General features: G+C 76.0%; 13 protein-coding genes. 7 read left to right on the top strand and 6 right to left on the bottom strand.

Annotated elements, in window-relative coordinates; genetic code table 11:
* Nucleotides 1–944, bottom strand: a 944-nt coding sequence (locus tag AOK09_RS01860; protein ID WP_407675319.1) for a sacsin N-terminal ATP-binding-like domain-containing protein, incomplete at its 3' end; no start/stop codon positions are given.
* Between the two features lie 303 nt (nt 945–1247).
* Nucleotides 1248–2351 (bottom strand): calcium:proton antiporter, encoded by a 1104-nt coding sequence (locus AOK09_RS01855; protein WP_055585312.1) that lies wholly within the window; start codon nt 2349–2351, stop codon nt 1248–1250.
* A 265-nt stretch (nt 2352–2616) separates the two neighbouring features.
* On the opposite strand from AOK09_RS01855, the gene AOK09_RS01850 reads away from it, so the two are divergent.
* Nucleotides 2617–3993 carry a serine hydrolase domain-containing protein gene (locus AOK09_RS01850; RefSeq protein WP_055585311.1) on the top strand — a complete coding sequence of 459 codons (1377 nt, stop codon included), beginning with the start codon at nt 2617–2619 and terminating at the stop codon, nt 3991–3993.
* A gap of 74 nt (nt 3994–4067) precedes the next feature.
* Here the strand turns inward: AOK09_RS01850 and AOK09_RS01845 are convergent, their stop codons facing one another.
* Nucleotides 4068–4979, bottom strand: a complete 912-nt coding sequence (locus AOK09_RS01845) for a DUF3027 domain-containing protein (RefSeq protein ID WP_055585310.1) — start codon at nt 4977–4979, stop codon at nt 4068–4070.
* A 413-nt stretch (nt 4980–5392) separates the two neighbouring features.
* Here AOK09_RS01845 and AOK09_RS01840 point away from each other — a divergent pair, with 413 nt between their 5' ends.
* From AOK09_RS01840 to AOK09_RS01825, 4 genes are read left to right on the top strand one after another with little or no spacing between them, the layout of a single operon-like run.
* Nucleotides 5393–6805, top strand: coding sequence for an MFS transporter (locus AOK09_RS01840; protein ID WP_055585313.1), 1413 nt, complete (start codon nt 5393–5395; stop codon nt 6803–6805).
* 27 nt (nt 6806–6832) lie between these two features.
* Nucleotides 6833–7354 (top strand): hypothetical protein, encoded by a 522-nt coding sequence (locus tag AOK09_RS01835; RefSeq protein WP_055585309.1) that lies wholly within the window; start codon nt 6833–6835, stop codon nt 7352–7354.
* Nucleotides 7355–7368: 14 nt separating this feature from the next.
* Nucleotides 7369–8148, top strand: coding sequence for a futalosine hydrolase (locus AOK09_RS01830; RefSeq protein WP_055585308.1), 780 nt, complete (start codon nt 7369–7371; stop codon nt 8146–8148).
* Nucleotides 8149–8150: 2 nt separating this feature from the next.
* On the top strand, nt 8151–9050 hold the full coding sequence (locus tag AOK09_RS01825) for a menaquinone biosynthesis family protein (RefSeq protein ID WP_055585307.1): 900 nt from the start codon (nt 8151–8153) through the stop codon (nt 9048–9050).
* Between the two features lie 31 nt (nt 9051–9081).
* Here the strand turns inward: AOK09_RS01825 and AOK09_RS43365 are convergent, their stop codons facing one another.
* Nucleotides 9082–9465 carry a cold-shock protein gene (locus tag AOK09_RS43365; RefSeq protein ID WP_055585306.1) on the bottom strand — a complete coding sequence of 128 codons (384 nt, stop codon included), beginning with the start codon at nt 9463–9465 and terminating at the stop codon, nt 9082–9084.
* 303 nt (nt 9466–9768) lie between these two features.
* Between AOK09_RS43365 and AOK09_RS01815 the strand changes: the two genes are divergently transcribed.
* Nucleotides 9769–9999 carry a hypothetical protein gene (locus AOK09_RS01815; RefSeq protein WP_055585305.1) on the top strand — a complete coding sequence of 77 codons (231 nt, stop codon included), beginning with the start codon at nt 9769–9771 and terminating at the stop codon, nt 9997–9999.
* Nucleotides 10000–10124: 125 nt separating this feature from the next.
* On the opposite strand, the gene AOK09_RS01810 is transcribed toward AOK09_RS01815, so the two are convergent.
* Entirely contained in the window at nt 10125–10772 is a 648-nt protein-coding gene (locus AOK09_RS01810) for an HAD family hydrolase (protein ID WP_055585304.1), read from the bottom strand.
* A gap of 226 nt (nt 10773–10998) precedes the next feature.
* Here AOK09_RS01810 and AOK09_RS01805 point away from each other — a divergent pair, with 226 nt between their 5' ends.
* Nucleotides 10999–11826, top strand: a complete 828-nt coding sequence (locus AOK09_RS01805; RefSeq protein ID WP_055585303.1) for a class I SAM-dependent methyltransferase — start codon at nt 10999–11001, stop codon at nt 11824–11826.
* A 70-nt stretch (nt 11827–11896) separates the two neighbouring features.
* On the opposite strand, the gene AOK09_RS01800 is transcribed toward AOK09_RS01805, so the two are convergent.
* A complete protein-coding gene (locus AOK09_RS01800; protein WP_055585302.1) occupies nt 11897–12898 on the bottom strand; it encodes an HAAS signaling domain-containing protein in 1002 nt (333 codons plus the stop codon).
* Nucleotides 12899–12919 lie beyond the last annotated feature (21 nt).

The following is a 12919-nucleotide window of genomic DNA, read 5'->3' as shown; positions in this document are numbered from 1 at the left end:
GTGCGGGGACGCTGCGGCCGGTCGTCGGCGTCGACCGGGACGGCCCAGGTCACCGACCAGTACGGACGGCGGCGCTCCTCGGTCGGCCGGTCGGCCAGCAGGGCGTCGTCCAGCCGGCCGCTGGCGCCTGTCAGCTGCCAGCGGCTGTCCTCGGCGGCCGCGCTGTCGGTGACCACCACCGTGGCCGGGCCGGGGCCGGTGGCCTCCAGGGTGCGGCGGGTGAGGGTGCGTACGGCGCCGTCGGTCTCGACGGTGATCTCGGCGAGGCCGGTCAGGGTGAGCAGCAGCGCGTCGTCGATCTCGTCGAGCAGACGCCGGGTGAGATCCTCGGCGGCGGCGTCCCGCAGCGGCAGCACCACCACCGTGTCATAGCCCTCCGGCGGGGTGCCCTCGGCGGGCAGCGGCAGCCGCAGCAGGGGGACATGGCCGTCGCGGCGGCGCAGTTCCTCGTCCAGTCCGGGGGTGCCGGACTCCTCGGCGGCGGCCCGGGCCAGGTCGCGGGCCTCGGCCAGGGACCAGCGGACGCCGCCCGGGGTGCCCAGCACGGCGGGTTCGTCGCAGACGGCCAGCACCGCGGCGAAGCCGACTCCGAAGCGGCCGACGGCGGTGCGGCCGTCCTCGCGTTTGGAGGAGGCGCGCAGGGTGGAGAGGGACTCCACACCGGAGGCGTCCAGGGCGGCGCCGGTGTTGGCCGCGGCGAGGACGCCGTCCCGCAGGGTCAGCCGCAACCGGCCGGGGACGCCTCCCCGGGCGGCGGCGTCGGCGGCGTTCTGGGCGAGTTCGACCACCAGACGGTCGCGGTAGCCGCCGAGGGCCAGCTCCTCCTCGGCGTTGGCGTCCTCGCGGAACCGCGCGGAGGACGCCGCCCAGGCGTCCAGTACCCGGCGGCGCAGCCCGGCCGTGCCGAAGGGGTCCGCGCCGGGGACCTCCGCCGCGCTGCCCATGATCCGAGGCTCCACTGGCCCTACCGCCTTCCGTGACCGCCCGCCGAGCCAGCTATCCGCTCCGTGGCGCCTTGCCGCTTCCGTCCGAGGCATTCTTGCGTGTTCCGGGCGATGCTCCGACACCGACCGCACCGAGCCGCACGGCGCCGCGCCGAGCCGCACCGAGCCGTCCCGGGCCGCACCCGACGGCGCGGAACCGCACCGGACCGGGCCGCACCGCGAGGGGCGCACCTGCCGCGCCGTACGGCGGCCGGACCGCAATCCGCCGGGCCGACCCGGGCGCGGCCGGCGGGCCGTGCGGCCTCATGGGCTGACGGCGAGCACGAGGTACGCAGCCAGCACCGCCAGGTGGATGCCGCCCTGGAGGGGGGTGGCCCGGCCGGGGATGACGGTGAGGGTGCCGACGGCGACGGTGAGGGCGAGCAGCACGATGTGGGTGGCGTCCAGGCCGAGCAGCAGCGGTCCGGGCAGCCAGGCCGAGGCCGCCGAGACCGCCGGGATGGTCAGGCCGATGGAGGCCATGGCGGAGCCCAGGCCCAGGTTGAGGCTGGTCTGGACCCGGTCGCGGAGGGCGGCCCGTACGGCGGCCAGCGACTCCGGCAGCAGCACCAGCAGGGCGATCACCACGCCGACCACCGACGGGGGGAGCCCCGCCGTGTGCACGCCCGACTCGACGGCGGGGGACACCGACTTGGCCAGCCCCACCACGCCGGCCAGCGAGATGCCGAGCAGCACCAGGCTGGTCCAGGACTGCGCCAGGGTGGGGGGATGGACGTGCTCCTCGGTCTCGACCACCCGGCCCTCGGTGGTGATCGGCAGGAAGTGGCTGCGGTGGCGGACGGCCTGGGTGGCGACGAAGAGCGCGTAGAGGATCAGCGCCGAGACGGCCGCGAAGATCAACTGTGCCCGGGAGAAGCGAGGCCCCGGGGTGCTGGTGGTGAAGGTGGGCAGCACCATGCTGAGCGTCGCCACCGTGCAGACGGCGGCCAGGGAGGCGCCGGTGCCCTCGGCGTTGAAGACCGCCACCCGTCGGCGTACGGCGCCCACCAGCAGGCTGAGTCCGACGATCCCATTGCAGGTGATCATGACGGCGGCGAAGACGGTGTCCCTGGCGAGCCCGGCGGCCTCCGGGCCGCCGTCGGCCATCACCGTGACGATCAGCGCCACCTCGATGAGTGTCACCGCGACCGCCAGCACCAGCGCCCCGAAGGGCTGACCGACCCGGTGGGCGATCAGCTCGGCGTGGTGCACCGCCGCCAGTACCGCACCGACCAGCAGGGCGACCACCAGGGCGATCAGCAGCCCCGGCAGGGGGCGGTGCCAGACGAGCACCAGCAGGACGATCGCCAGCATCGGCACCGCCACGGTCCAGTACGGGCGGGGTGCGCGGAGGCGGGCGGGTGCCATGCGGGCGAGCCTGGCAGATCCGGCGGACGGCGGACGGACGCGGCGCGCCCCGGTCGCCCGTCCGGGCGTCCGGCGGGGTGCCGCGGGACGGGCGGCTCCGGCGGCGGTTCGAGGGGCGGTTGCCTCCCGGGCGCCGGTCGCCGTGACGGACGCGGCCCACGGCTGCGGCCGTGGGCCGGTACGGAAATGGGAGGCGGGCGTCGCAGGGCCGGGGATAGGGTCGAGCGGCCCGGCCGGCCGACCCGTCGAAGGATCGAGGAAGCGGATGACGCGTCCAGCTGAGGAACTGCTCGACACCACCCGCCGCGCCCTGTTGCACCGGTTGGCCGTGGGGCAGGCGGAGGGGCGCACACCGTCGCTCGTCGGCGCGGTGGTCCGGGGCGGGCGCCCGGTCTGGTTCGGCAGCCGCAGCATGATCGACGACCATGCCCCGGACGACGATGTGCAGTACCGCATCGGATCCATCACCAAGACCTTCACCGCGGTCCAGGTGATGCGGCTGCGCGACGAGGGGACGCTGTCGCTGGCCGATCCGCTGGAGCGCCACCTGCCCGGCACCTCGGCCGGGCGGCTGACGGTCGCCCAGCTGCTGGCCCACACCTCGGGACTGGCCTCCGAGACCCCGCCGCCCTGGTGGGAGCGGACCCCCGGCACCCTGCGGCCGGAGCTCGCCGATGCCCTGGGTGAGCAGCCGGTACGGCATCCGGCGGGCAGCCGGCACCACTACTCCAACCCCGGGTACGCCCTGCTGGGCGCCCTGGTCGGGCAGCTGCGCGGCGCGCCGTGGAGCGAGGTTCTGCGCCGGGAGGTGCTGGAGCCGCTCGGCCTGGACCGGACGGCGCCGCTGCCCCGGGCGCCGCACGCCGGCGGGTTCGCGGTCCACCCCTGGGCCGATGTGATGCTGCCGGAGCCGTTGCAGGACACCGGGGTGATGGCACCGGCCGGGCAGCTCTGGTCCACCGCGTCGGACCTCTGCCGCTGGGCCGCCTTCCTGTCCGGCGGCGACGGCAGGGTGCTCGCGCCCGGCACCCTCGCCGAGATGCGCCGGCCCGCGACCGAACCCGACGGCGAGCAGTGGACCACCGCCTACGGGCTCGGGCTGCAGCTGCGGCGGCAGGACGGCCGGGTGCTGTACGGGCACACCGGTTCCATGCCGGGCTTCCTGGCCGCGCTGTGGGTGAGCGAGGAGGACGACCTCGCCGCCGTGGTGCTGGCCAACGCGACCTCGTCGGTGCCGGTCGCGACGGTCGCCGCCGACCTGATCCGGATCGTCGCCGAGCGCGAGCCCCGCCTTCCGGAGCCCTGGCGGCCGCTGTCCGGGGCCGATCCGGAGCTGCTGGCGCTCACCGGCCCCTGGTACTGGGGCCCGTCGGCGCTGGTCCTGCGGCTGGGCGCCGACCGGGAGCTGGACCTCTCACCGGTGGGCGGCACCGGCCGCGGCTCCCGGTTCCGGGCGGAGGCCGACGGCACCTGGACCGGTCTGGACGGCTACTACGCGGGCGAGGTGCTGCGGGTGGTCCGGGACGGCGGCGGCGCGGTGAGCCATCTGGACATCGGCTCCTTCGTGCTCACCCGCGGCCCGTACGAGCCCACCGCGGCGGTCCCGGGCGGAGTGGACCCGGCGGGGTGGCAGCCGGCCTGACCGCCTGCGGGCAGGCCCGGGCCCCGCCCCTCGGACCTTCTCGGCGGCGGCCCGGGCTCCGCCACCGTCAGCTGTCAGGAGTGGCCGAGCTCCTCCGCGGGGCCCTCCGGCTCGACGGAGCCGCCGCTGCGGTCCGGGTGCAGCGGCATGGGCTCGACGGCCAGCTCGTCCAGGATCGGCTCGGCCGGCTTGGGCGGCGTGGGCATCACGGCCGCCTCCGAGTGGCCGCCGCAGCCGAAGCCCAGCGAGACCAGCCGGCCGTCGGCCGGGCTGAACTCGTTGCCGCAGACGCCGAAGGCCTGGCCCAGCGAGCCGCCGACCGGGATCAGGAAGCCGCAGGTGGTGCAGGAGGCCGGGGCCGCCTGCGCCATGGGGGTGTCGGCCCCGTAGGACCTCTCCCAGCGCTCCGCACCCAGGTGCAGGCCCAGCCGGGACAGCACCCGGGGCCGCCCGAGGCCCAGCTCATGGGCGACGGCGGTGACGGCGGCGCGGGCCGGGGTGGGCTGGATCTCGGCGACCGGGCGGTCGGTGACCTCGACGTCCTCGCCGGGGACGAAGGCGGCCGCGGAGGTGTCGTCGGCCAGGGCGGAGTTCGGCGGCACCTCGTCGTCGCCGCTCCAGCCGGGCTCCAGCCGCAGGTCGTCGGCGGCGGTGGGCAGCAGGTCGCCGGGGCCGAGGTCGCCGGGGCGCAGACGCTCGCTCCACGGCACCCACTCCGGTGCCAGCACCGCGTCCGGCCCGGGGAGCAGCACGGTCTCGTCCAGGGTCACCAGCTTGCTGCGCGAGGCGCGGGCGACGGTGACGGCCCAGCGCCAGCCGCGGTAGGCGGGCTCCCGGCAGACGAAGGAGTGCGTGACGACGCGGTCCCCGTCGGCCTCGGCGCCGATGTACTCGCCGACCGCGTCCGCACCGGCCGCGTCCACCGCGGCGGCCCTGGCGATCTCGACGGCCTCGGCACAGATCCGGTCAGGGGTACGGCTTCGCATCGCAGCACTCACGAGAATCGATTCTCTCCCAATCCGATCTCCGGTCCGCCGCTGACCCGCATGCGGGACGCCGGGCGACATGGCGCCCGGCCGGGGCGGCGGCGGCCTCGACTCCTATTCTGCGGGACGATCCGGTCACCCGTACCCCCGCCCGCACCCTTCTGCGGCGTCGGCCGCCGCGATGGAGTGCGAAGGGCACGCTACCGGCCGGTCGTGCCCCGGCGACAGCCCGGATGCACGACACCGGTTTGCGGGGGCGTCAACCGGCGTGCAGGCCCGGCATGTCGGGCAGGATGGCCGACGTGGCCGACGAAGTCTCGTCGCAGCACGCTGTGGACGATCCGCGGGAACCCGGGTCGCCGCCCTCGGGGCGGCACGGACCGGCCGGGCCGCCCCCGGCTGCCCCGGAGCCCCTGCCGGAGGGGCCGGACCCGTCCGGGGACGGTGCCGCCCCGGACCCGCCCGCAGGGGCCGCCCGGCGGGCCCGGAGGGCGGCGCACAGCGGCGCCTCCTGGTTCGCCCGGTCCACCGGCCGGGTGGTGAACGGCACCGGCCGCCGGATCCGGCGGGCGACCTCGGCGGAGGGCGCGGGCGAGTCGGGGCTGGCCAAGCTGATCGAGCTGCACGCGGTGAACTCGTTCGGCGACATGCTGATAACGATCGCGCTGGCCTCCACCATCTTCTTCTCGGTGCCCACCGGTGAGGCCCGCGGCCGGGTCGCCCTCTACCTGCTGATCACCATGGCTCCCTTCGCCCTGCTGGCGCCGGTGATCGGCCCGCTGCTGGACCGGCTGCCGCACGGCCGCCGGGCCGCGATGGCGATGTCGATGCTGGCCCGGGCGGTGCTCGCCTGGACCATGGCCGGGGTGATCTCCGGCGGCGGTCTCGCCCTCTATCCCGAGGCGTTGTGCGTGCTGGTCGCCTCCAAGGCGTACGGCGTGGTCCGCAGCGTGGTGGTGCCGCGGCTGCTGCCGCATCAGGTGACCCTGGTGAAGGCCAACTCCCGGGTCACCCTGGCCGGGCTGATCGCCACCGGGGTGGCCGCGCCGGTGGGCTGGCTGCTGCACCTGCTGGGGCCGGGATGGCCGCTGCGCGGCGCGTTCCTGGTCTTCGTCGCCGGGACGCTGCTGGCCTTCGCACTGCCCCACACGGTGGACTCCGCCAAGGGGGAGCAGCGGGCGCTGCTGGTCAGCGACGACGCCGCTCCCCGGCAGGGCCGGCTGCGGGAGCGCCCGCTGCGCTCGGTCGGCCCCTCCGTGCTGCTGGCGCTGCGGGCCGTCGCGGCGATGCGCGGCCTGTCCGGCTTTCTCACCATGTTCCTGGCGTTCCTGCTGCGGGCGGACTCGGTGGGCGGCCTCAACCGGGCGGCGGCCCTGGGCCTGGTGGCCGCCGCGGCCGGGGTGGGCAATGCGCTGGGGTCGGTGCTGGGCTCCTGGCTGCGCACCCGGGGGCCGGAGCTCACGGTGACCGCGATGGTGTCGCTGGCGCTGGCCGCGACCGTCTGCGGATCGCTCTGGTACGGGGCGCTGACGGTCACTCTGGTGGCCCTGTCGGCCGGGATCGCCCAGTCGCTGGGCAAGCTGGCCCTGGACGCGCTGATCCAGCGGGACGTGCCGGAGCAGGTGCGCACCTCGGCGTTCGCCCGTTCGGAAACCCTGATGCAGCTGTGCTGGGTGGCCGGCGGCGGCCTCGGCATCGTGCTTCCGCTCAACGGGACGCTGGGACTTGGCGTCGCGGCGGGGATCATGGCCGTGACCCTGGCGTTCACCGTGTGGAGCCTCCTGGGGCGTGATCGCGGCGGCACACCGCACCCCCGCGTAGCGTGACGGGGGAAGACCGGTAGCCTCAGTCCCATGAGCCTCAACAGCCGCGCCATCGCCGCACTCGGCGCCGTCGTCGTGATCGGCGCCGGCACGGTGGGTTTCTCCGTCGCGCACGCCTCCAACCAGCCCAAGCCGGTCAACCGCCTGGTCACCCTGGTCGCCGGAACCAACTCGATCCACTCCGAGCCGATCTGCTGGAACAACGGCAAGCCCCTGGACGCCGCCGCCCAGCAGAGCTGCCAGGCCAAGGCCGCCAAGCTGCAAAAGGACGGCAAGCTTCCGGTGCTGGAGCTGAGCGGCAGCGACCGGGTGGGCATCGGTGTCGACCCCGGGATCGCCAAGAAGGGCTGGTTCGCCTTCACCGACGGCGGCTCGCAGGGACAGGCCACGCTGGCGACCGCCCGCCGCAACAGCACCTTCTCCGGCCTGGTGCCCGCCACCAGCGTGCTGAAGTCCGCCCCGGAGACGCTGGTCACCGCGGTCGAGGCCGACACCAAGAGCCAGGACATCTACGGCGTCTGGTACTTCACCCTCAAGAACACCGACGTCTGAGCCTCCCCCACGCGATGAGCACGACGCCGCACGGCGACCGGCAGCCGGGCCCGACGGCCCGGCTGCTGGTCGTCACGGCCGTCGCGGCCGAGGCCGACCGGGTGACCGCGGGACTGCGGGCGGCGGGCGGCGTATGCGGGGACGGCGGGACGGACGGCGCGGCCGGCCACCGGGCCGTACGGCTCGGCCGTGTCGAGGCCGTGGTGCTGGCCGCCGGGGTCGGACCCGCGGCGGCCGCCGCGGGCACCGCGGCCGCCCTCGCTCTCGCGGGCCCCTTCCAGCTGGTCTGCTCGGCCGGCATCGCCGGCGGCTTCGCCCCGGCCGCCCCGGTCGGCTGCACCGTCGTCGCCGATGCCGTCCTGGCCGCCGACCTGGGGGCGGTCACACCGGACGGCTTCAGCGACGTCACCGAGCTGGGCTTCGGCACCGTACGGCACACCCCGCCGCCCGGCGCCGTGGGGCTGGCCGCCGGGGCGCTGCGCGCCGCCGGGATCGCCACCGCCACCGGGCCGGTGCTCACCGTCTCCACGGTCACCGGCACCGCGGCCCGCGCCGCCGAGTTGGCGGCGCGGCACCCGGGCGCTGCGGCCGAGGCGATGGAGGGCTTCGGGGTGGCCGAGGCGGCCGCCCGGTTCGGGCTGCCGGTGCTGGAACTGCGCACCGTCTCCAACCCGGTGGGGCCGCGGGACCGCGCCGCCTGGCGGATCGGTGAGGCGCTGACGGCCCTGGAGCAGGCGTTCGCCGTCCTGCCGCACCGGGAACTGATCGAGACCGCCGCGAAGGAGAGTGGTTGAGCATGTCCGAGTCAGCGCCCGCCGAGGTGGAGCACCCCCGGCTCACCGAGCGGCTCACCGTCGCCTACTCGCCGTGCCCCAACGACACCTTCGTCTTCCACGCCTGGGCGCACGGCCTGGTGCCCGGCGCGACGGCGCCGGAGGTCACCTTCGCCGACATCGACATCACCAACGGCCTGGCCGAGCGCGGCGAACTCGATGTGCTCAAGATCTCCTACGCGGCGCTGCCCTGGGTGCTCGACGAGTACGTCCTGCTGCCGTGCGGCGGTGCGCTGGGCCGCGGCTGCGGGCCGCTGGTGCTGACCGGCCCGGACGCGCCGGCGGACCCGGCGGAGCTGGCCGGCAAGGTGGTGGCGGTGCCCAGCGAGCGCTCCACCGCCTATCTGCTCTTCCGGCTGTGGGCGGCCAAGGCCGTCCCCGGGGGGCTGGGCGAGATCCGGGTGCTGCCCTTCCACGAGATCATGCCCGCGGTGCGGGACGGCCGGGTCGACGCCGGTCTGGTGATCCACGAGGCCCGCTTCACCTACGGGCAGTACGGACTGCGCTGCCTCGCCGACATGGGCGAGGCCTGGGAGGCCGACACCGGCCTGCCGATCCCGCTGGGCGCGATCGTCGCCCGCCGCTCCCTCGGCCGGGAGCGGCTGCTGGGCCTCGCCGAGTCGCTGCGCACCTCGGTGCGGATGGCCTGGGACGACCCGGCCGCCTCCCGCGGCTACGTCCTGGCACACTCCCAGGAGATGGACCCGGCCGTCGCCGAGCAGCACATCGGCCTGTACGTCAACGAGTTCACCGCCGACCTGGGCGAGAGCGGCCACGCCGCCGTACGGGGACTGCTCACCCGGGCGGCCGCCGAGGGCCTGGTGCCGGCCGTGGCACCCGACGCGCTGGCCTTCCCGGGCTGAGCCGGCGCCCGGGAAGGCGGTACGGCGTCCGTCAGACGTCGAACTGGTCGGCCACCGCACGCAGCAGGGTGGCCAGTTGCTGGCCGCCCGGCTTGCTGGGGTAGCGGCCGTGCTGCAGCCCGGGCAGCACCGCGTCCAGGGTGGAGATCAGGTCCTGCACGATGGGGGCCATCTCGTCGGGCCTGCGGCGCTGCGCGGCGGCCACCGACGGCGGGGTGTCCAGCAGGGCCACCGACAGCGCCTGGTCACCGCGGTGCCCGGCCACCACACCGAACTCCACCCGCTGTCCCGGCTTGAGCGTGGTCACGCCGTCGGGCAGCGCCTTGGAGTGCACGAAGACGTCGCCGCCGTCGTCGCGGGAGAGGAAGCCGAAGCCCTTCTCGCTGTTGAACCACTTGACCTTGCCGGTAGGCACGGAAGACCTCGTCCTGGGTGTGAGTGATTGTCGGGTGGGGCCGACGACCGCTGGATGGTGGATGGCGCTCCCGGCATGCGGCCGGGGCGCGGTGCGACGGGGCCTGCGCGGAGCTAGCAGGCAGTCGCAAGGTTAACGGGCGGCGCCTCGGGCGGGCGCCCGCCGGCTCTGCCGCTCGGGGCACGCCCGGCGCTCAGGGCACGCCCGGACGGTGACAGCGGCAAGCTGGTCATGGGACGCACCCCCCGGTCCGGACGCCGGGGTGCGGATCGACCCCGTGCGTGACGTGCATACCCTGGTGGGGTGAGCACCGAAACCCGCAAACCAGGCGACGCACTCGTCCGAGCGGGCGCCGTCGTCTTCGCCGTCGGCGCCGTGGCCACCGTCGCCACCTTCATCCCCCTCTTCCTGGACCTCACCAGGCTGCCGACCGCCGCCTACTGGCTCTCCATGCTGATGCCGGCCGGTTTCCTGGTGGCCCTGCTGGGGCTGCTGCGCGCCGCCCGCGCCCAGCGGCACCACACCGCGGGCTGACCGCCGCACGCCCCCGCGCGCGGGCGGACCGCACGGCGGGCCCTCCCGCCGGGACGGGAGGCGCCCCGTACGGTCGCCCCGCGCCCCTGCGGCGTGCGTGCCGCGCGGTGGTCAGCGGGTCCGGGTCAGCGGGCCCGGGAGGGCTCGCCCATGAGGTGTGCCTCCAGCCACTCGGGGAAGGCCGTGAGGTCGTCCAGGACGACGTCGGCACCCGCCTCGCGCAGCGCCTCCGCGCCGAACGGCCCGGTCGCCACCGCGACCGCCAGCGCATCGGCGGCCCGGGCGCCGGTGATGTCGCCGAGATGGTCGCCCACGTACACCGAGGCGCCCTCGGCCCGCAGCACGACGCCCTTCTGCTGCGCCCAGACCGAGCCGGCCAGCGCGTCGACCTCGATGGCGACATGGTCCAGGTGCAGCCTGGCGTTGGGGCCGTGCTTGCCGGTCACCACCACGGCCCGGCCGCCGCGGGCGCGCACCGCCTCGACCGCCTCCCTGGCGCCCGGCAGCGGCAGGCAGGCCGGGACGGCCGTGGCCGGGTACATCGCCCGGTAGCGGTCGGCGACCTCCGGGATGCGCTCCTCGGGGAACCAGTGGGCGAGTTCCACCTCCAGCGGCGGCCCCAGCCGCGTGACGGCCAGTGCGCTGTCGATCCACACCCCCGTCTCGGCCGCGATGGCGTCATAGGTGGCCTTGATGCCGGGCCGGGTGTCGAGAAGGGTCATGTCGAGATCGAAGCCCACGGTCAGCGGGGCGCCGGACGCCAGATCAGCCATGGCCACCACCCTAAGTCCCCGGTTCGCGCCGGATCCGCCCGCGTCCCCCGCAGCGGGTGGGCCCGGCCCGCCCGGGGGACCGCCGATCGCAGCCGGACACCGTACGGTCACCGTTCCGCCGCCCCGCGGCCGCCGGACGGTCGCCCACCGGCCGTTGCCGGGCCGCCTTCCGACAGCCGCTGCCGGGACTCTTGTGACCTGTGCCACACCCCTCCACCATGGCAGGATGCCGAGCATTCGAGAGCAGGCGCCCGCCCAGCGGCGCAAGGCCCGGATCACCCGTTCCTTCGACCTCGCCTCGGACAGCTACGACGAGGCCAACGGCGACTTCTTCAACCCCGTGGGCGACCGGCTGGTGGACCTGGCCGGCCTCCGCCCCGGCGACCGCGTCCTGGACCTGGGCTGCGGACGAGGCGCCGTGCTCTTCGCCGCCCTGGCGGCCGTCGGACCCGACGGCTATGTCGCCGGGGTGGACCTCTCGCCCGCCATGGTGCACCGCACCGCCCACCAGGCCGCCGGCGCCAGACTGCGCAATGTCTCGGTGCGGGTGGACGACGCCGAGGACCTGGGCTTCCCCGACCAGTCCTTCGAGGCGGTCCTCTCCTCGCTGGCGCTGATGATCACCCCCGACCCCGACGCGGCGCTGGCCCAGGCCCATCGGGTGCTGGTCCCCGGCGGCCGTTTCGGTCTCACCGTCTTCGGCCCCGACGTCCAGCCCGAGTGGCGGCAGGCCGCCCGGACGCTGCGCGACTACGCCGAGGACGGCCCCCTCGGCCTCAACTCCCTGACGGACGCCCCCGAAACGGCTCTCGCCAAGGCCGGCTTCACCGGGATCCGCACCGTGGAGGAGGTCGTCACGGTGCGGTACGCCGACCTGGACGGCTGGTGGTCCTCGGTGCGCTCCGACGGCCACCGGGGACTGCTGGAGTCCATCCCGTCCGACCGCCTGGACGAGGCGCGCGAAGCCGCGTACGACGTCATCCGGCCCCTGGCCGCCGGCGGCTCCCTCACCCGGCGCACCGCGGTCCGCTACGTCACGGCCCGCCGCCCCTGACCCCGCCCGGCGCAGCGCCTCCTCACGGTGTCCCGGCCCTGCCGCCGGGGCACCGTGAGGGGACGGCGGGTCAGGCCCCGGGCCCGCGGCCGCGCAGGGCGCGCCAGCCCAGGAAGACGGCCGAGCCCGCGGCGGCGGACCGCAGCACCACCGGCACCAGCGAGGTCAGCGCCGCCCTGAACTGCGCATCGGTGGGCGGCGGCCCGCCCCAGCGCCCGCTGCTCCGTCCCCACAGCCACACCGCACCGCCCAGCACCGCCAGCGCCGGAACGCCGAACACCGCGAACCGCCGGGCCGGCAGGCTCATCCGCCGCGAGGCATAGGCGACCAGCCACCCCAGCAGCATCACCACCAGCTGCCCGGTCACCGCACCGGCCAGCAGCAGCACCCCCGCCGCCGACTCCAGCAGCGGTGGCCTCCCGCGCGCCGGGGAGCGCACCGCGGGGGCGAGCCGCCGGCGGCGGCGCTTCTCCGCGGGCGCCGGCAGCGGCGGCTCCGGCTCCGGCACCTCGGCGGGGGCGGCGGCCGCCGCGGGCCGCTGCTCCGCCTCGAAGCGGATCTCGACCCCGTCCCACCCGGGGAAGTCCTCGGCCGTGGGCAGATGGGCCGGCTGCACCGGGCCCTCCTCCGCCTCCGGCACCGCGGCGGCGGCCGCACCTGGTACCCGCCACCACTCGGCGTCCCTCGCAGGAGGCACCGCGCCTCCGGACGGCCCCGCGGACGCGGGCGGCGTGCCCGGCGACGGCACGGAGGGCCCCGACGGCACGGAGGGCCCGGCCCCCGGCGGCGGAGCCGGGTCCGGAACCGCGGCGGGAGCAGGCACCGCCGGGCCCTGCACGGCGGGCGGGCCCTGCCGGGCGGCCCGCTCCACCACCTGGTCGGGCGGCCCCAACCGGTCCAGCACCTTCCGTACGGCGGCCGGGGTGTCCTTGCCCGTCGCCCGGCGGCTGTCGATGTCGGCGCGCAACCCGGCGATCAGCCGCGCCCGGTCGGCCGCGGGCAGCGAGCTCTGCGCCAGGTCGGCCACCCGCCCGAGGTAGTCGTAGACCAGCTTGTCGCTCTCAATCCCCATCCCCTGTCTCTTATACACTTC

The sequence above is a fragment of the Peterkaempfera griseoplana genome (assembly GCF_001418575.1).
Lineage (GTDB): Bacteria > Actinomycetota > Actinomycetes > Streptomycetales > Streptomycetaceae > Peterkaempfera > Peterkaempfera griseoplana.
Note: the sequence above shows the minus strand (reverse complement) of the source record. Positions and strands in the feature narration are given on the sequence as shown.